Annotated in this window: 15 protein-coding genes; 10 read left to right on the forward strand and 5 right to left on the reverse strand. The window is 62.7% G+C overall.

Going from position 1 to position 18,688, the window contains the following annotated elements:
• The first annotated feature begins 3 nt into the window (after positions 1 to 3).
• From E5K00_RS16925 to E5K00_RS16935, 3 genes are all read left to right on the forward strand, one after another.
• A complete protein-coding gene (locus tag E5K00_RS16925) occupies positions 4 to 2,307 on the forward strand; it encodes a TonB-dependent receptor (protein WP_135464465.1) in 2,304 nt (767 codons plus the stop codon).
• 521 nt (positions 2,308 to 2,828) lie between these two features.
• On the forward strand, positions 2,829 to 3,641 hold the full coding sequence (locus E5K00_RS16930; protein WP_167856929.1) for a murein L,D-transpeptidase catalytic domain family protein: 813 nt from the start codon (positions 2,829 to 2,831) through the stop codon (positions 3,639 to 3,641).
• 9 nt (positions 3,642 to 3,650) lie between these two features.
• A complete protein-coding gene (locus E5K00_RS16935; RefSeq protein ID WP_135464467.1) occupies positions 3,651 to 4,376 on the forward strand; it encodes a hypothetical protein in 726 nt (241 codons plus the stop codon).
• Between the two features lie 62 nt (positions 4,377 to 4,438).
• On the opposite strand, the gene E5K00_RS16940 is transcribed toward E5K00_RS16935, so the two are convergent.
• Positions 4,439 to 6,820 (reverse strand): alpha-amylase family glycosyl hydrolase, encoded by a 2,382-nt coding sequence (locus tag E5K00_RS16940; RefSeq protein ID WP_135464468.1) that lies wholly within the window; start codon positions 6,818 to 6,820, stop codon positions 4,439 to 4,441.
• A 299-nt stretch (positions 6,821 to 7,119) separates the two neighbouring features.
• Between E5K00_RS16940 and E5K00_RS16945 the strand changes: the two genes are divergently transcribed.
• Complete coding sequence (locus tag E5K00_RS16945) at positions 7,120 to 7,938, forward strand: murein L,D-transpeptidase catalytic domain family protein (RefSeq protein WP_135464469.1); 819 nt, start codon at positions 7,120 to 7,122, stop codon at positions 7,936 to 7,938.
• 77 nt (positions 7,939 to 8,015) lie between these two features.
• On the opposite strand, the gene E5K00_RS16950 is transcribed toward E5K00_RS16945, so the two are convergent.
• The 3 genes from E5K00_RS16950 to E5K00_RS16960 form a co-directional block, all read right to left on the reverse strand.
• Positions 8,016 to 9,077: an Ldh family oxidoreductase gene (locus E5K00_RS16950; RefSeq protein ID WP_135464470.1), complete on the reverse strand. Its 1,062-nt coding sequence runs from the start codon at positions 9,075 to 9,077 to the stop codon at positions 8,016 to 8,018.
• 136 nt (positions 9,078 to 9,213) lie between these two features.
• On the reverse strand, positions 9,214 to 10,155 hold the full coding sequence (locus E5K00_RS16955; RefSeq protein ID WP_135464471.1) for a Ppx/GppA phosphatase family protein: 942 nt from the start codon (positions 10,153 to 10,155) through the stop codon (positions 9,214 to 9,216).
• A 129-nt stretch (positions 10,156 to 10,284) separates the two neighbouring features.
• Positions 10,285 to 11,166, reverse strand: a complete 882-nt coding sequence (locus E5K00_RS16960; RefSeq protein ID WP_135464472.1) for a class I SAM-dependent methyltransferase — start codon at positions 11,164 to 11,166, stop codon at positions 10,285 to 10,287.
• A gap of 134 nt (positions 11,167 to 11,300) precedes the next feature.
• On the opposite strand from E5K00_RS16960, the gene E5K00_RS16965 reads away from it, so the two are divergent.
• The 5 genes from E5K00_RS16965 to glf all read left to right on the forward strand — a co-directional run bounded on the left by E5K00_RS16965 (position 11,301) and on the right by glf (position 15,935).
• Complete coding sequence (locus E5K00_RS16965; protein WP_135464473.1) at positions 11,301 to 11,792, forward strand: DinB family protein; 492 nt, start codon at positions 11,301 to 11,303, stop codon at positions 11,790 to 11,792.
• A 66-nt stretch (positions 11,793 to 11,858) separates the two neighbouring features.
• A complete protein-coding gene (gene dapF, locus E5K00_RS16970) occupies positions 11,859 to 12,656 on the forward strand; it encodes a diaminopimelate epimerase (protein ID WP_135464474.1) in 798 nt (265 codons plus the stop codon).
• A gap of 68 nt (positions 12,657 to 12,724) precedes the next feature.
• Positions 12,725 to 13,258: a GNAT family N-acetyltransferase gene (locus E5K00_RS16975; protein ID WP_135464475.1), complete on the forward strand. Its 534-nt coding sequence runs from the start codon at positions 12,725 to 12,727 to the stop codon at positions 13,256 to 13,258.
• Positions 13,259 to 13,441: 183 nt separating this feature from the next.
• A complete protein-coding gene (locus E5K00_RS16980; RefSeq protein ID WP_135464476.1) occupies positions 13,442 to 14,671 on the forward strand; it encodes a glycosyltransferase family 1 protein in 1,230 nt (409 codons plus the stop codon).
• Positions 14,672 to 14,762: 91 nt separating this feature from the next.
• Complete coding sequence (gene glf / locus E5K00_RS16985) at positions 14,763 to 15,935, forward strand: UDP-galactopyranose mutase (RefSeq protein WP_135464477.1); 1,173 nt, start codon at positions 14,763 to 14,765, stop codon at positions 15,933 to 15,935.
• Positions 15,936 to 16,308: 373 nt separating this feature from the next.
• Here glf and E5K00_RS16990 read toward each other — a convergent pair whose 3' ends face one another.
• Positions 16,309 to 17,703 (reverse strand): amidohydrolase family protein, encoded by a 1,395-nt coding sequence (locus E5K00_RS16990; RefSeq protein ID WP_135464478.1) that lies wholly within the window; start codon positions 17,701 to 17,703, stop codon positions 16,309 to 16,311.
• A gap of 293 nt (positions 17,704 to 17,996) precedes the next feature.
• On the opposite strand from E5K00_RS16990, the gene E5K00_RS16995 reads away from it, so the two are divergent.
• Positions 17,997 to 18,662 carry a hypothetical protein gene (locus E5K00_RS16995; protein WP_167856930.1) on the forward strand — a complete coding sequence of 222 codons (666 nt, stop codon included), beginning with the start codon at positions 17,997 to 17,999 and terminating at the stop codon, positions 18,660 to 18,662.
• The last annotated feature ends 26 nt before the right edge of the window (positions 18,663 to 18,688 follow it).

The raw sequence follows: 18,688 nt of genomic DNA on the forward strand, positions 1-18,688 counted from the left end.
GGTATGAAAAATCGTTACTGCAAACGTGGCGCCCTAGGCAAGGTCCGCTCTTTCCTGCTGTTGCTGCTGCTGAGCAGCGCCGGGGCCTGGGCCCAAAGTCCGGCCAGTATCCGCGGCATCATCACCGACTCCCTGTCCGGGCAGCGCCTGCCCGGCGTGGGTATCCGGCTGGAAGGTCAGCCCGGCGGCACCGCTTCCGACGCGCTGGGGGTGTTTCGCCTCGATAATCTGCCGGCCGGCACCTACGCCGTGCGGGCCTCGGCGCTGGGCTACCGCAGCCCGGCCGTCACGGTCACGCTCACGGCTGGCGCTACCCAAACGGTGAGCCTGCGGCTGGCGGCCGTAGCCCTGAATCTGCGCGAAGTCACCGTGTCGCAGCCCCGCGACCCGAACCAGTCGCTGGCCACCATCACCCAGATCGACCAGGTGCTGCGGCCCCTGAACTCGGCCCAGGACCTGCTGCCGCTGGTGCCCGGCCTGTTCATTGCCCAGCACGCGGGCGGGGGCAAGGCCGAGCAGATTTTCATCCGGGGCTTCGACGTGGACCACGGCACCGATTTCAACGTGAGTGTGGACGGCCTGCCGGTGAACATGGTCAGCCACGCCCACGGCCAGGGCTACGCCGATTTTCACTTCACGATTCCGGAAACGGTGGAAGCCCTGAAGGTGTACAAAGGCCCTTACACGGCCCGGTTCGGGGATTTTGCCACGGCCGGGGCCGGCGAGTTCAGCACCAAAACCAGCCTGCCGCACAGCACGGCCAAACTGGAACTGGGCCAGTTCGACACGCGCCGCGCCCTGCTCATGCTCGACCTATTGCCCCAGGATAAGCACCTGCTGAGCCAGAACACGGAAAGCGCCTACCTGGCTACCGAGTACTTTTTCAGCAACTCGTACTTCGACGCCAAGCAGCACTTCAAGCGCTTCAACGGGATGGCCAAGTACACCGGCCTGCTCTCGGAGCGCACGTCGCTGATGGTGCTGGGCTCCCACTTCGCCTCCACCTGGGATGCTTCCGGGCAGGTGCCCGAGCGGGCCATCCGCGACGGGCAGATTTCGCGCTTCGGCAGCATCGACCCCAGTGAAGGGGGCCGCACCGACCGGACCAACGCCACCGCCGTGCTGACCACCACGCTGCCCCACGACGCGGTGTTGCGCCAGCAGGCCTACTTCGTCAACTACAACTTCAACCTGTATTCCAACTTCACCTTCTTCCTGGAAAACCCGGTGGACGGCGACGAAATCCAACAGAACGAGCACCGCGACATCTACGGCTACACCGGCTCCTACGAGCGGGATACGCGCCTGGGCAGCCGCACGCTGCACTCGGTGCTGGGCGTGGGCACCCGCCTCGACGACCTCGACGTGGCCCTGCGCCACACCGTGAACCGGGCCGTGCGCGACACCATCGTGTCGGGCCACGTGTACGAGCAGAACGTCAATGCCTACCTCGACGAAACCCTGCCCCTGACCGAAAAGCTGACTCTGAACGCCGCTCTGCGCGTCGATTATTTCCGCTTTAGCTTCCGGGAGCAGCGCGACCCGGCGCAGTCGGGGAAGGCGGGCCGGGGGCGGGTGAGTCCCAAGCTGAACCTGTACTACGACCTGACGCCCGGCGTGCAGCTGTTTGCCCGCTCCGGGTTTGGCTTTCACTCCAACGACGCCCGGGCCGTGGTCGTCAGCCCCGAGGCCAACGTGCTGCCCCGCGCCATTGGCTACGAAGTGGGCAGCACCTTCAAGCCCGTGCCGAGCCTGGTGGTGAATACGGCGCTCTGGGCCCTGCATTTGCAGGATGAGCTGGTGTACGTCGGCGACGGGGGCTTCACGGAAAGCGCCGGCCGCACCCGCCGCTACGGGGCCGATTTTTCCCTGCGCTACCAGCTTACCCGCACCCTGTTCCTGGATGCCGACCTGAACTATAACCACGGCCGGCTGGTGGAAGCCCACCCCGATTCCAACCGGATTCCGCTGGCGCCCACCTTCACCAGCATCGGGGGCCTGACGCTCAAGCAGCCCTCGGGCCTGAGCGCCAGCCTGCGCTACCGCCACCTGAACGACCGGCCGGCCAACGAATACAACTCGGTGCGGGCCCGGGGCTACTTTCTGCTCGATGCCGTGGTGAGCTACACCCGCCGCCATTTTCAGGTGGGGGCCAGCGTGGAAAACCTGCTGAACGTGGACTGGAACCAGGCTCAGTTTGACACCCAGAGCCGCCTGCCGGGCGAGGCGGCCGAAGGCGTATCGGAGCTGCACTTCACACCGGGGACGCCGTTTTTCCTGAAGGGCAACGTCAGCGTGTTTTTCTAGCCTGTGCGGCCAGCAAGTTAATAGAACGTCATGCAGAGGCGCAGCCGAAGCATCTCGCGTGCAATGGTAATCAGATTACTCTGGCAACCTTAGCCCGCGAGATGCTTCGGCTGCGCCTCTGTATGACGGCCGGAACAGGAGCAACAAGCCTTGCTGACCACACAGCCTGGCGGAAACGGAGCGACTGTAGAAATATGTCGCGCTCTGTTAGTCGTACCAATTGAAAATAAAAACAGAAGGTACTCCAGGCTTGGAGTACCTTCTGTTTTTATTTTCAATTGGTACGACACAAGTGGAGTACCTTCTCTTTTTATTTTTGATTGGTACTCCACAATCCGGAGCATCTCGCCGGGCACTCACATCACCATAGGTTGTTCAGCCGGCTGCCCAATCGATTTGCGTAGTAAGGGCGGAATGTGGAATTTTGGCAACAGCGGCTTCAAAGCAGACTAGGTAAGCCTGTGCGGCGCAACACTTAAGCAGGCAGGGTGAGGTATACACAAGAAATACGAGCTGTTCTGGTGGCGGCTCTGCTGGCCGGTACAGCGGGTTGCCAGTCGGTAGGGGAGAAGAGCCAGGCCACGGCCGCCGCTGTGCCCGGGCAGCGCCAACCGTTAGCACCCGATACCCTGAGCCCGGCGGCCGCGCTACCCGATTCGCTGCGGCCCACGGTGCTGGCACCCGTGCCGGGCCTGTCCGATTCGCTGCGGCGGGAGGTGGCCGCGCTGCACCAGGCCCTGGGGCCGGCGGCGCAAGCCCTGCGGCCTGCCGTGCTGGAGCGGGCCTGCGTGGGCTACCTCACGTTGCGCCATGCCGGCCGCATCCGCCGCCCCGGCGTGCTGGCCGTAGCCGACATGGACCTGCCCTCCACCGAAAAGCGCCTGTGGGTGCTGAATCTGAAGGATCGGAAGGTGGTGCACCGCAGCTACGTGGCCCACGGCCGCGGGTCGGGGTGGGTGCGGGCCCGGCGCTTCTCCAACCGCATCAAGTCGGCGTGCACGGCCCTGGGCTTCTACCGCACCGCCGATACCTACGCCGGCAAGCACGGCCTCTCGCGCCGCCTGCACGGCCTCGACCGGGGCCAAAACAGCAACGCCCTGGACCGCTACGTGGTGCTGCACGGCGCCGACTACGCCGGGCCGGAGTACCTGCGCCAGCACGGGCAGCTGGGCTACAGCCGCGGCTGCCCCGCCCTGCCGCCCGAGCAGTACCGGGCCATTATCAACGCGGTGGGGGAGGGCGCCTGCCTGCTGCTCAGCGGCCCCGGCCTGGAATCGAAGTGGCTGGATGGGGCCGTGGCCGCCCGGCAGCTGGCCGCCCGCGGCTGGCAGTAAACATGACGTATGACCTCAGCATCTGACTACAAAGCCAGTCTGCCGGCGCTTCGGCAGCGAGTACCCGTTGGCATCAAACAAGCGCTCCAGCTTCTGCAGGAAACCGATGGTGACGTTGAGAAGGCACAGGCACTGTTTGAAGCCCGCTGCGTAGAAATCGTGCAGGCCAAAACCGGGGCTCCGGCTGACCTGTGTGCCCAGTGTCTGGCTGCTGTCGGCTTTGATATTGCCTCGGCTATCGACCAAGTCGAAACCCAGCTTTACAGCCTCACGGAACGGATAGTAAGGAAGTGGCAGAACAAGGAGCAGGCGCTGGACGTGCTGGCTAGCGCCCTGGAAACAGCGCACGGCCTAGAGCAGCAACACTGGTTTACGGAGGAAGAGTTGCGGCCGCTCAATGAGCAGCAATTCTGCTTTATGCTCGTCCGGGAGTGGATTGAATATGAGGAATGGGAGGGTTTTGACTTTGCGCTGGCGTTTCAGGTACCGGCAGTAAGCACCCAGATAGCGCAAAAGCTTCTGCTGCCGGAACTGGCCGAAGTGCTGCTAAAAGCCAGTGAAAGGCAACTGCTCATCTGTAGTGAGACCGTAACTAAAAGCCCGCGCAACCTGAACCGTTTGTTAGCCAAAGATGCGCTTCTGCTGGAATATGAGAAGTACTATAAGCGCCATAAAAGCACGCTGTTCGAGGCCCTGTACGCATATGTCAAGACTCATATAAGCTGTTTCGTATAGGCCGAGCCACAAAAAAAGCCCCGCCGAGTACTGGCGGGGCTTTTTGCGTTTTCTTGCCGGAGCTACTTTATCACCAGCTTCTGGGTGAGGCCAAATTCGGGCACCGATACCTGGTAGATACCGGCGGGAACCGCCTTGGCCACGGCCAGGTGAATCTGGTTGGAGCCGCTATAGATCCGCACGGTTTCCTGGTGCACCAGGCGGCCCGTTATATCGAACAGGCGGATGGTGGCGGGCTGCTCGTGGGCAGTTTGCAGCACCAGTTCGATCCGCTCGGCCGTGGTGGGGTTCGGGAACAGCTGCAGCTCGGCTTTGGCCTCAGCGCGGGGGGCAGCCGTGGCCGTGGAGGTGGCCGCCAGCACCGGCCGGGCCGTCATCGAGCCGGATACAACCGTGGGAGCTGTGTAGGTCGCCTTCACGAAAGCGCGCTGGGCGGGGTTGGTGGCTACGGCGTTCCTGGCTTTGAGCGTAATCCAGCCGTCGGCGGTGGGCGTATAGGTGCCCGTGAGCGTGCCGGTGCCGGTTTGGCTGCTGAGCAGCGTGCCGGCCCCATTGTAGAGGGCTACCGTGAGGCTGCGGGTGGCGTCGGTGGGGAAGAGGGTGTAGGTCACGGTCTTGTTGGCGGCCGAGTAGAGGCGGCCCGCCGTGCGCAGGGCCGTCGAGCTGGCCGGCAGCTGGCCGCCCTGCTGCAACGAGCGGGCGTCGTTGTCGCCCAAATCGTCGGCCAACTCCCACTCCTGGGTGGTGGTCATGGCGGCCCGCACGTAGTTGGTGCCGATATTCACCGGGGCCCACACCGAGTAGCCCCGGCGGCCCCCGGCGGCCGTGCCGTTGCAAGGCGGCGTGTTGATGGCCACCGTCTGGGAGCCGCTCACCGTCACGGTCGCCGTGCCGTTGGCCCCGGAGTAGTCTTTCAGCACGGTACCCGGCGCGAAGTCGCACGAGACGGTGTTGTTCTGCCAGGTGCTGTAGTTGTCGTTGATGCCGATAATGGCCTTGGTGCTGCGCTCAATCACGAGGTGGTCGGCGGCCTGCCAGCGCACCTTGTAGGCCCCGTCCTTGAAGCGCAGGTTCTGGTGGCACCAGATCAGGTTTTCCAGGTCGGAGCGGGTGGGCAGATCCACGCTGCTTTTCGGGCTGTGGGAGTAGCGTTTGCCGGTGTTGCCCACGTTAAACAAATCCTCGAAGAAAATCTGGGGCGAGCCATCCACGGCCATAGCCGCGGCGTAGGCGGCCGACAGGCGCGGGTCGAATGGGTCGATGTGGGGGGCCAGCTCCGAGCCGGTATTCCAGCCGGTGTAGTTACCGGTGCTGCTCACCTGGGGCCGGAAGGTGTCGTGGTTGTTCACGAACGGCACCGTGCGGTGCACGTACTGCCCGTTGATGAGCACCGTGCGGGTGCCCTGCTGGTAGCCCGGCAGGCTGCCCAGGTCAAAGTTGCCCCCGCCGCTGACGATGCTGTAGAGGCCGTTGCGCAGGGAAAAGTCGAAGGTGCCGGAACGGTTTTGCACCGCCGCTACCCAGGAGTCCATCTGCCCGCTGGAGCCCACCCATTCGCCCACGGCGTACATGGTGGCCCCGCCGCTGGCCCAGCCGGCGTTGCTTTGCAGGTTATACAGGAAGTCTTCCATGGCAAAATCGGGGAAGTGCTTCACCGCATCGAGCCGCACCCCGTCGAAGCCCACCTGCTTTTTGTACCACACCAGCCAGCTGCGGGTGTTGGTGCGCATGTAGTCAGCGCTCTGGGCCGGGTTGAAGGTGGCGTTGGAGCTGGTGCCGTACGAGCCGTTGTAGTAGCTCACGTCGGGCCCGAAGTACACGGCGTTCCAGTCGCCGGAGGTGGAGTTGTTGCCGGGGTTGGGGTTGAAGTTCTGCCAGTTTTTGGAGAAGCGTCCGTTGCGGGCCAGGTAGTTGGCGGCCGTTTCGTCGGTGGCAGGCTTGGTGTAGCTCACGTACCGGAAGTTTTTGTAGCGCCCGGTCGTGTAATCGTCCCAGGCGGCGGGGTCTACGCCGCCCTGCCCGCTGGCCGAGCCGGCATTGTCGAGGTGGTTGAGTACAATATCCTGCACTACTTCAATGCCGTTGGCGTGCAGAATGGCCACGCCCCGCAGCAGCTCGTCCTTTGTGCCCAGGCGGGTGGGTAAAAAGCCCTTTTGGTACTTATCCCCGAGGTCGTAGTTGTCGAACGGGGAATAGCCGTTGCCCTGGTTGCCATTCTTGATGGAAGGCGGCAGCCAGACGGCGTCGATGCCTATGGCCTTGAGGCGCGGGGCCAGGTCGGCAATGTAGTTGGCCCAGCCGTTGGGGTAGTTGGTGTTCCAGTAGTCCCACCAGAAGCCTTGCAGTACGACTTTTTGGGCGCGTACCGGGCTGCCGGTCAACAGCAGGAATAGCGAGAGGGCGACCAGCAGCCAGCGGCTGGGTCGGGGAGTAGAATTGGGCATTGGGTTGTGGGAATTGGTTGGAAAAAGCGCGGGCAGAGAATAATTACTTGCGTAATTAATTCTGGTGGTAAGGTACGCGCTTATAGGAATAAACCACTACGGTAGGCAGGCTAAAATATTATGGCCTGGCGTGGGGGAGCCCGACCCGGGCCGCGGAGGGAATTAATTGAATATGGTCATTGTTGTATATGCTGCCCGACGGTATATATACCACCGGGCGAGTTTTAACGTATAGCAGGTTGTGCTGGGCTCGTGCCCGGTACAGGGCTATATTTTGATAACCAAAACGATTCGTCTTCATGGAAAAGCCAAGTGTAACCCAGCGTAAGCGACTAAAAATCCGGGCCCGCCGCCTGACGCGCCGGATTCTGCCGTTTGTGGCTTCGTTGTTTATGGCTACTCCGTTGGCTTCGCCGGTGGCCCGCACTACGGCCGCTGGTATGGAAACCAAGATGCCTTCCCCCAAAGAGTTGCAATCTGCCTTCTTCAACCAGCGTCTGCACGACCTCTACCGCGACCTGCGGGTGGAGGAGCAGGGCCTGCGCTACGCGGTGTTTGAAAAGGCCGTAACCGGCTACTTCAACCTGAAAAACGATGGGAAGCTCAGCGATAAGCAGCTGCTCACCGTCGTCGACTTCGACCTGCCCTCCACCGAAAAGCGCCTCTGGGTGCTCGATCTGGGGACCAAGCAGGTGGTGTTTAACACCCTGGTGGCTCACGGCCACAACTCGGGCGAAAACGTGGCTACTAACTTCTCCAACGAGAACGAGTCGAACATGAGCAGCCTGGGCTTCTACGTCACGCAGGCCGAATACATCGGCAAGCATGGCCGCTCGCTCAAGCTCAATGGCGTGGACGAAGGCTACAACGATAACGCCCTGATGCGCTCCGTGGTCATGCACGGCGCCGATTACGTCAGCGAGGAGTTCATTCGCCAGAACGGCCGTCTAGGTCGCAGCCTGGGGTGCCCGGCCCTGCCCATGGACCAGTACGCCCAGATTATCGACACCGTCGGCAACGGCACCTGCCTGTTTTTGAACGGCAACGACAGCTCCTACTCCTCGAAATACCTGAACCAGGACGTAGCTATGAACACCCTGCTGGCTAACAACAGCTAATTCCGGTTTTACCGCATACTAAAAGGCCACCTGTGCTACACAGGTGGCCTTTTTTGTGTTGTGGCTGACTAGTCAGGCTACAGCTGTACGCCAAACTTTTTGCCGACGCTTTCCAGGTCTTTTATCACCGGGTCGAGCAGGGGAATGCCTTCCAGCAGGCGGTGCTGGGCCATGATGCGCTCCGGGTCGCCGGGAATGATGACCTGCTTGCCTTGCACGGCCTGGGCGTTGCGGAAGGTGCTGATCCAGTTATCCATGTGGGCCTTAAACTCGGCGGCGGGCCGGAAGGCATCCACGCGCATGGCCCCGAAAAAGTGGCCGATGCCCTGGCCCACCGGGTCGGCGGGGGGCTGCAGGAAGGCCACGAACGGCGGCACCCAAGGCCCGTAGTTGGCGCCCGACAGCACGGCCGAGAAAATATCCACGATGCTGCCCAGGCAGTAGCCTTTGTGGGAGCCGGTGTCGCCGCCCAGGGGCAGCAGGGCCCCGCCGTTCTTCACGGCGTTGGCGTCGGTCGAGTTGCTGCCGTCGGCGTTCTGCACCCAGCCCTCGGGCACCGGAAGCTGCTTGCGCTGGGCAATTTCGAGCTTGCCGTTGGCGGCAGTGGTGGTGGCGAAGTCGGCCACGAAATCGGGCTGCTCCCCGGCCGGAATGGCTACGGCAATGGGGTTGGTGCCCAGCAGGCGGTCCAAGGAATAAGTGGGGGCCACCAGGGGGCTGGCGTTAGTCATGGCCATGCCAATCATGTCGTGGGCCAGGGCCTTCATGGCGTGGTAGCCGGCAATGCCGAAGTGGTTCGAGTTCTTCACCGACACCCAGCCCGTGCCGGCCACGCGGGCTTTTTCCAGGGCCACGTTCATGGCCTTGGGCGCCACCACCAACCCGAGGCCCCCGTCGCCGTCGACCACGGCCGTGCTGGGCGTTTCGTACACCACGCCCACCCGGGGCGTGGCGTTGATACGGCCAGCCTCCCACAGCCGCACGTAGCCGATGAGCCGGGCCACGCCGTGCGAGTCGATGCCGCGCAGATCGGCCGACAGGAGCGCTTCCGTGGCCACCGTGGCATCTTCCGGCGGGCAGCCGATGCTGAGGAAAACGGACTCGGTGAAGGTGAAAAGCTGGTTGTAGGAAAAGGTCATTGGGAAAGATGTTGGGCAGAACAAAAGAACGTCATTCCGAGCCCAGCGAGGAATCTCGCGTGTTTGGTTGAGTTAGTAATCAAACATCAGCACGCGAGATGTCTCGCTTTGCTCGACATGACGTTCTAAAAGCACTTTACTGGGTCAGCATTTCCTGTAGCAGGCCTTCCTTCAGGGCGTAGGCCGAGGCGCGGATGTGCAGGAAGTCGTAGGTTTTGAGCACGAAGTCAATCAGCACGCAGGCCACCACAATCATGTCGGCCCGCATGGGCGTCATGCCGGGCATGGCCAGGCGCTGCTCGTGGGTGCTGTGCAGCAGCTGGTGGTAGCTCTGGTAGAAGCTGTCGAGCGAAATCGGGGTTTCCGGGGGCAGGTTGTTGCCGCGCGGCTGCCCGGCGCGGGCGGCCTGCAGGTCGCCGAGCGTGTCGAAGGTGCCCGATGCCCCCACCAGCGCCGCGGGGCGGTAGTGCTGCACGGCAGCGGTGAGGGCGGCCAGCTTGGCGCTCAGGTACTGCTGCAATTCGTGCACGTCGTCGGTCGAAAGCGGGTCGTGGCGGAAAAACCGGTCGAGCAGGCGCTGGGCCCCGATTTCGAAGCTCTGCTTCCAGAAGATGGTGTCCTGGTTGGCGACGATAAACTCCACGCTGCCCCCGCCGATGTCCATAATCAGGTGGGCGTCGGGGCCCAGCGGCACGGCCTGGCGCACGCCCTGACAGATCAGCTCGGCCTCGCGCGCCCCGGGAATAATTTCCACCCGAATGCCGGTTTGCTCGAAGATGTCGTGCACCAGGGCCGGGCCGTTGCTGGCGTTGCGCACGGCGCTGGTGGCCGTGGCCCGCACTTCCGTCACCTGGTGCAGCTCGATTTCCTCCTGGAAGGCGGCCAGCGTGTGCAGGGCCCGGGCGTAGGCTTCCGGCGCAATTTCGCCCTTGCTGATGCCGTCTTCGCCCAGGCGCACGCCCACCTTGGTGCGCAGCAGCACCACCGGCTCGGGGTGGCGGGCCTCGGGCAGTTCCACAATCAGCAGGTGAAACGTGTTGGTGCCCATGTCAATCAGGGCCAGGCGTCGGTGGCGCATAGTAGTTGTTCGTTATTCGTTGTCAGTTGTTAGTTTTTCGTCTCAGTTGGATGCACCTTGGATGGTATCGGTCAATTGCCGGTAACGGCCATTGACTAACAACGAGCAACCAACAACAAACAACTAAACTCAGTTGGCGAAGCGGCAAAACGTGCCCAGCGGCAGCTTGCGCTGGCCGCGGTCGTGGAGGTAGATTTCCCCGATTTCGCGCGTGCCCTGGGCCTTGGGGAATATTTCCGTCACCAGGTTATCCAGAATCAGGGCCGAGAAGCCCAGGGAATACAGGTTAATCAGGAAGAAATGGTCTTCCGGGTCGAGCAGCTGCCGGCAGAGCTTGAGCATCTCGTTGAGCTCATCTTCCAGCTGCCACTTCTCGCCGTTGGGGCCGCGGCCGTAGGCGGGCGGGTCCAGGATCAGGCCCTGGTACTTGTTGCCGCGCTTCACTTCGCGCTGCACGTACTTCATGGCGTCTTCCACCAGCCAGCGCACCCCATCCAGGCCCGAGGCTTCCATGTTGTCGCGGGCCCAGAAGTTGACCTGCTTCACCGAGTCGAGGTGGGTTACGTCGGCCCCGGCGGCGCGGGCAGCCAGCGTGGCCGCGCCGGTGTAAGCAAACAGGTTCAGCACCCGGGGCACGGCGGCACGGCGCTTCTTGGTCTGGGCGTAGATAAACTGCCAGTTGGGGTCCTGCTCGGGAAACAAACCCACGTGCTTAAACGACGACATACCCAGCCGAAACCGCAGCTTGAGTCCTTCCTGGCCGTAGTTGATGATCCACTGCTCGGGCGTGCCGGGCTTTATTTTCCACTGGCCGCGCTCCTGGCTGCCTTTTTCGCGGGTGAAGGTGGCGTTGGCGCGCTGCCACTCGCTGGCGGGCAGGTGCGGGTCCCAGATGGCCTGGGGCTCGGGGCGGGCCAGCACGTGCTGGCCAAATCGCTCAAGCTTTTCGAAGTTGCCCGAGTCGATCAGCTCGTAGTCAGGCCAGTTGCCGGTGGTCAGAAAAGAATACATACGGATGCGCTAAAGTGCCGCGCTGCGGCCCGTCAAAGGTAGGACATCCGGGCTGAACGGTGGTAGTTGCCCGCAAAGGCAGTATCTTCCCCTGCGGCCCCCAAGCGGCCCCGCTACCGCCAACCTGCTGTGCCATGTCCGAAACCAACCGCCTCTGCGACCAGCTGCACCGGGCCTTCGAGGGCGACGCCTGGTCGGGCCCTGCGCTGTGGGCCACGCTGCGTCCCCTCACCGCCAGCCAGGCCGCAGCCCGCCCACTCCCCCAGAGCCACAGTATCTGGGAAATCGTGCTCCACCTCACCACCTGGCTGAACGTAGGGCGGCAGCGGCTGGAAACCCAGCAGGTGCGGCCACTGGCGGATTCGCTCGACTGGCCCGCCCAGCCCACCACGCTCAGTGAAGACCTTTGGGCGCAGGCGCGGCAACACCTGCGGGCCGCCCACCAGCAGCTGCTCGACCACGTGGCCACCCTTCCGGACGACGCCCTGGACCGGGTGATAGAGGCACCGGCCACCGGGGAACCCGGTTCACCCCAGACGGTGTATATCCTGCTGCACGGCCTGGCTCAGCACAACCTCTACCACGCCGGCCAGATTATGCTGCTGCGCAAAGCGTTGGGGCTGTAACGCTCGTGCCGCGCGGCCCTGCTGCCCAACCCGCCGATTCCTGCCATCTTTGCACCTATTATGACCATGACCACGCTACCTTTCCATAAATACCAGGGCACCGGCAACGACTTCGTGATGCTGGACGACCGGGCCCGGCAGTTCGACGAGCACGACCACCACCTCGTGCGCCACCTCTGCGACCGGCGCCTGGGCATCGGGGCCGACGGGCTGGTGCTGCTGCGCAACCACCCCGAGCTTGACTTTGAGATGGTGTATTTCAACGCCGACGGCTACGTGGGCTCGATGTGCGGCAACGGCAGCCGCTGCACCGTGGCGTTTGCCAAATACCTGGGCGTAATTCAGGATCAGACCCGGTTTCAGGCCGCCGATGGCCCCCACGAGGCCCACATCGACGCCGAGGGCATCGTGCACCTGCGCATGCAGGACGTGCTGGGCCAGCAGGAAGTAGAAGGCCACGGCGTGTTTCTCGATACTGGCTCGCCCCACCTGGTGCGTTTTATGCCCAGCAGCTCCCTGGTTGATCTGAACGTGTTTGCCGAGGGCCGCGCCGTCCGCTACAGTGACCTGTTCCGCGAGAAAGGCACCAACGTGAACTTCGTGGAAGCGCCGGTGGCCGAGGAGCAGCCCTGGCAAGTGCGCACCTACGAGCGGGGCGTGGAAGACGAAACCATGTCGTGCGGGACGGGCGTGACGGCGGTGGCCCTGGCGGCCTCGCGGCGCGGGGCCAGCAGCCCGGTGCACCTGCGCACCCGCGGCGGCGACCTGCGCGTGGCCTTCGAGGCCCGGCCCGACGGCTCGTTCACCAACGTCTACCTGATTGGTCCCGCCCAGCGGGTGTACGGCGGCACCATTGAGGTGTAGCCGGTTTGGTACAGGCCCCGCCGGCCGGCTCAGCGTCCGGCCGGCGGGGCATTTTATGAGTAAAACGCATGTTGCAAGGTACGACCGTGACGCTACGGGCCCTGGAAGAATCGGACCTGGACTTCCTCTACGCCCTGGAAAACAACCCCAGCCTCTGGGGCGTGTCCGATACGCTGGCCCCGGTGTCGCGCTTTGCCCTGCGCCAGTACCTGCAGCACGCCACTGCCGACTTCTACGAGGTGCGGCAGTTGCGCCTGGTCATATGCGCCGCGGATGAGCCGGTTGGAGTATTGGATTTGTTCAATTTCGAGCCCCTGCACCAGCGGGCTGGCGTTGGTATTACGGTAATACACTCGGCCCGGCGCAGGGGATACGCCCAGCAGACAATAGAATTATTGCTGGAATATGCCCGGTATACTTTGCGCCTGCACCAGTTGTATTGTACCGTAGCTGCCGACAACGCCGCCAGCCTGCGCCTGTTCCGTCAGGCCGGGTTTCGCCGCGTGGGGGTGCGCAAAGAATGGCTGCGCAAAGATTTTTCCTGGCAGGACGCGGTTGAGCTGCAATACGTGTTGGCGGCAAAGCCTGTTGACAACGAATAAGTTAACGAGCCGTTAGAATAACGATAGAATACTAGTGTTGAGCTTGCACTATTCTGAGATCCGCTGGCCCTAGCGCCGGCTGTATCTTTTTGCCGGCGGCCTTCGTAGAAGGTACCGTCGCGGAAATGGAGACTGTGTTGAACACTTTTCCCGCGGCGAATCTACCTTTCTAGCTTCTTTTCTATGCCGCTCTCTACTCCGGCGGAGGCTCCCTCGCGCGCTTCCTCTGCTGCTACGACCAACCCCGATTCTGCCGCTACGGCTGGCCTGGCCGGCGCCGATTTCCCGTATTCTCTGCCCGATTTTGTGTGCTTCGCCCACCTGCACTGGGACTTCGTGTGGCAGCGGCCCCAGCATTTGTTGTCGCGCTTCGCGCAACAGGGACGCGTATTTTACGTAGAGGAGCCCTTTTTTCACCACGACCAGACGGCGGCTGATTTCGCCCACTTCGAAGTAAAAGAGCGGCAAAACGGCGTCAAGGTGCTGGTCGCCCATTTGCCGGTCGGCCTTTCGGAGGAAGATAATGATCAGCTGCAAGCCCAGTTGCTGACTCAGTACTTTGCCGAGAATGATATAAACCAGTACGTATTTTGGTACTATACCCCGATGGCGCTCAGTAAATCGCGCCATCTGCACCCCGTACTTACCGTGTACGACTGCATGGACGAGCTGGCCGCTTTCAAGTTTGCCCCGCCCAAGCTGCGGGAGCTGGAGCAGGAGCTGTTCAAGAAAGCCGACCTGGTGTATACCGGCGGCCACAGCCTCTACGAAGCCAAGAGCCTGCAGCACGCCGACGCCCACTCTTTCCCGAGCAGCATCGACAAGGACCACTTCGGCCAGGCCCGCACCACGCTGCCCGAGCCCCAGGACCAGGCAGGCATTGCCCACCCGCGCGTTGGGTTCTTCGGCGTGGTCGATGAGCGCCTCGATATTGAATTATTGGGCCAACTGGCCCAAGCTCACCCCGAGTGGCAATTCGTCATTATTGGCCCCGTGGTGAAGATTGACGCCGCCACCCTGCCGCGCTTTGCCAACATTCATTACCTCGGCGGTAAAGAATACAAGGAACTCCCGGCATATTTATGCGGTTGGGATGTAGCCACGCTGCTCTTCGCCGACAACGAAAGCACAAAGTTTATCTCGCCCACCAAGACGCCCGAATATCTCGCGGCCGGTAAACCAGTGGTGAGTACTCCGATTCGTGACGTAGTACGCCCCTACGGCGACCTGAACCTGGTCCAGATTGCCGCCACGGCCGACGAGTTCGGCCAAGCCATTGCCAAGGCCCTGGTGCAAACCCAGGACGCCGACTGGCGCCAGCGCACCGACGACTACTTGGCCACCATTTCCTGGGATTTGACCTGGCAGCGCATGGTGGAGCTTATGCAGGACAAGCTGAACGCCAAACAGTAAGCTCGACCGAACAGAGACAACCCATCCTTCGTATTGCCCTCAGCTATCCTTTTCGTAACCGCACATTTCAGCCACCAAGACACCCAGCCCTATGTTTGACTATCTCATCGTTGGAGCCGGATTTGCCGGCAGCGTGCTAGCCGAGCGGCTGGCCACTCGTTCGAATAAGAAAGTGCTTATCCTGGATAAGCGCAACCATATTGCCGGCAACGCCTACGACCATTACAACGAGGAAGGCATTCTGGTCCACAAATACGGCCCGCACATCTTCCACACCAACTCGAAGGACGTATTCGAATACCTTTCCAATTTCACCGACTGGCGTCCCTACGAGCACCGCGTATTGGCTTCCGTCGACGGGCAGATGGTGCCGATGCCCATCAACCTGGACACCATCAACAAGCTCTACGGCCTCTCGCTGAACAGCTTTGAGGTAGAGCAATTTCTGGAGTCGTTGGCCGAGCAGATTCCCGTTATCAAAACGTCGGAAGACGTGGTGGTGAGCAAGGTAGGCCGGGAGCTGTACGAGAAGTTCTTCAAGAACTACACCCGCAAGCAGTGGGGCATGGACCCCTCGGAGCTGGACAAGTCGGTGACGAGCCGCGTGCCCACCCGCACCAACCGCGACGACCGGTACTTCACCGATACCTACCAGGCCATGCCGCTGCACGGCTACACCCGCATGTTTGAGCGGATGCTGGACCACCCCAACATCAGCATTATGCTGAACACCGACTACCACGACGTCATCGACTTCATTCCCTTCAAGGAAATCATCTTCACCGGCCCGGTGGATGAGTACTTCGACTTCACGTTTGGCAAGCTGCCTTACCGCTCGTTGGAGTTCAAGCACGAGACGCTGAACACGGAGAAGTTCCTGGCTGCGCCGGTGGTGAACTACCCCAACGAGCACCTCTACACCCGCATTACGGAGTTTAAGGCCCTGACCGGCCAGCAGCACCCCAAAACCAGCGTGGTGTACGAATACCCCAAAGCCGAAGGCGACCCGTACTACCCCATTCCGCGCCTCGAAAACGCGGAGCTCTACAATAAGTACAAGAAGCTAGCCGACGAAACCCCGAACGTGCACTTCGTGGGCCGTCTGGCTACCTACAAGTACTATAACATGGACCAGGTGGTAGCCCAAGCCCTGACTTTGTACAAGAAGCTCACCGACAAAGAAAAAGTGGCCGAGAAGCCCACCATCACCGGTTCGGCTTCTATCATGGAAAAACTCGTGCCGCGCGCCCCGGCCAAGGAATAACCCCTAAACACTCCGCCGCAAGTTGGCCGCAGGTACACTGTCATCCTGCGTAGCAAGCAGCTTATTCGTGCGTTCTGACTCGTCTCAGAATCCGAAGTAAGCAGTAAGCTACGCAGGATGACAGTGCTGTTTTTTGCCGGGCTCAACTGAACAATACGGTCGGCTGACCACATCACTACGAATTGGCGGTGTGATGAAGAAAGGAGTCGTATGTGGCGGAATAGAGTGTACCATCCGGCGGGTTGGCAACATCAGCAACCACCTCCTGTGGGTTGCCAGTACGTAGCCATTCACAGGAGACGGTCGTTGAAAAGCCGGTCCAGTAAATGGGAGAAAGTCGCCGACGAACCGGTGCCAGCACAAACCCAGGCCGTTACTGCAGGGTGAGCACCCGGCCGGCCTGTATCACGTAGCGCACCCGGCGCGTGGCCCGGATGTCCTGGGCAGGGTTGCCCGCTACCACCACCACGTCGGCCAGGTTGCCCCGGCGCAGGGTGCCGAGGGTCGGCAACCCGAGCAAGCGGGCGGCAGTGCCCGTGGCCGCCTGAATGGCCGCAACGGGTGGTAGGCCCGCTTCTACCAGTAGGGCCAGTTCGCGGTGCAGGTTGCCCCCGGGCAGGTTGTAGTCACCGGCCGGCACGTCCGTGCCCGCCCCGATCAGTCCACCCAGCTGATGCACCCGTCGCACCAGGGCCTGGGCCAGGCGCAGGTCGGCCGACGCCCGCCCCCGGGAAGCGGGCGTGTGCTGGCGGGCCTGCTGCTCAAACCAGGCCATCATGGGGGCCGGGATGGCCTTGCCCCCGGGCAGGGTGGCCAGATCTTGGCGGGCGGAATCGGGCTGCACGGTGCCGTAGAACACGGACAGCGTGGGCACCAGCGTCGTGCGGCCGCGCACCGTGGCGCGGGCCAGCTGGTCAATCAGCCGGGTGTCCAAAGGAGCCATTGGGTCGCCGCCCAGGCGCTGGTAGGCCAGGGCGTAGCCGCTGGCGTGCTCGATGCTGTGCACCCCCGCTTGCAGGGCCTGCAGCGCATCTACCTGCGCGCCTTTCAGCCCGCGGGTCTGGAGCATGCCCAGGTCCGTCATTACGCGCAGGCCGCGTTTGCGGGCCTGGGCCGCGGCGGCCTGGTAGGCGGCTAGCGGCAGCTGCTCGTAGAGCTTGACAAACGAGGCCCCGTGCGCGGCCAGGCTATCGACCGCCGCCCGGGCCTGGGCCGGGGTTTCCACCTGCTGGGCGATTAGCTCCCCGATGGGCCCGGCCGTAGCCGGCCGCACGTAGCGGGCTACCAGGGAGTCGGGAAAGAACCTCTTCATGATGGTGGTCGGGCCGTCCAGCATGGGGCCCGTGTAGAGCAGGCGGGGCCGGGCAGCGGTATCCTGCTGCAGGGTGCGGAGCGTGGCCAGGGCGTTGTTGGCATCGCGCACGGTAGTTATTCCCGCCGGCAGAAAGGCATCCCAGTAGTGCGGCCGCAGGTGCACGTGCAAATCAATCAACCCGGGCAGGATGGTGCCGTCGCCCACGTCGAGCACCCGCGCCGTGGCCGGGTAGTCGCGGCTGCCCTGCTTGCCGATGTACTGGATTTTACCCGCCGCCAAAATGACCAGTCCCTGCTCCAGCGGCGCGGCGCCGGTCCCGTCAATCACGCGTCCTTTCAGTACCAGCACGTCAGGCTCAGCATCGGGCCCGGAAGGAAGCTGGCTGCTGGCCAGGGCCAGCGAAAAAATGCCTGCCAGGCAGCCCAGATAGCGTTTGCGTACGCTGTTCAGCATAGATTTTCTTTGTTTACACTACTTGTTTGCTTACACTGCTTGCTTCTATTTCTAATCGGGCGGGCAAAATGCAAAACTATTCTTTTGTGGTTCCAGGCGGGACGAAACCGGATGTTTTACCCCGGGTTGCTTAGCCCCACGCAAGGCTACCCGTTAGCTGGGTACTTCGGCACGTGCATTGGCCTGAGCTCAACGGTAAGCAACGCCTGTTATCTCTACCCTGAACCGGATCTGCCGGGGAGCGCACTGCGGGCGCGACGTTAATTCATGTGGGCATGTTACACCAGAACGGCATGAGTACTTTACCCGGTAGCCGGCTACGCAGGGCGTTTCTTCTTTGGCTCGCGCTCAGTGGCGGATGGACGCTGCTCCCTTACGCGTTGCGGGCCCAAAGCTCTGAGCTTCCTCCCCGGCACGCGACGCTGGTTGACCTGACGGGAGCCGTCGGCCCGACCCTCACGTACGCTTCGGCGGCGGCCTGGCGGTTGTGGGGGCTGGACACGGGCGGGCGGTTTCAGGTGGGCGCGGGCCTGCGCGCCTCCCACTTTTTCACTGACAGCTACGACGTGGACCGACAAGCGGGGCCGGGAGCGGCCACGCTGCGCGTGCTGTCCCCGCGCCTGTACGCGCTTAACGCGGCCTTTCACCTGCGGGCGCGGGTGGCGGGGCCGGTGCGCCTGGGCTTCAACCTCGATGCGGCCGGCCTGAGCTTTGGTCCCGAGCGAAGCACGACTGCGTCGGGTGGGCAGGTAGAGCCCACCCGGGGCAACCTGCTGCTGGGCGGCCGCCGCGACCGGGGCTCGCTCAACTCCGAGTTTTACTTGGCCCTGGCCTTGCCGCGGGGGCTGCAGGTGCGGGCGGGCTGGAGCCACATCGTCACGGGCCATCAGCGCGAGGCCACCACCTACCAGCGCTTCCACGATCTGGCTGCCCTGGGCGTGAGCTACTCACTGCCCTGAAGAGGCTGCTGACAGGCCGGTGAAAA

Origin of the sequence: Hymenobacter aquaticus (assembly GCF_004765605.1) — a bacterium.
In the GTDB taxonomy this organism is placed as follows: domain Bacteria; phylum Bacteroidota; class Bacteroidia; order Cytophagales; family Hymenobacteraceae; genus Hymenobacter; species Hymenobacter aquaticus.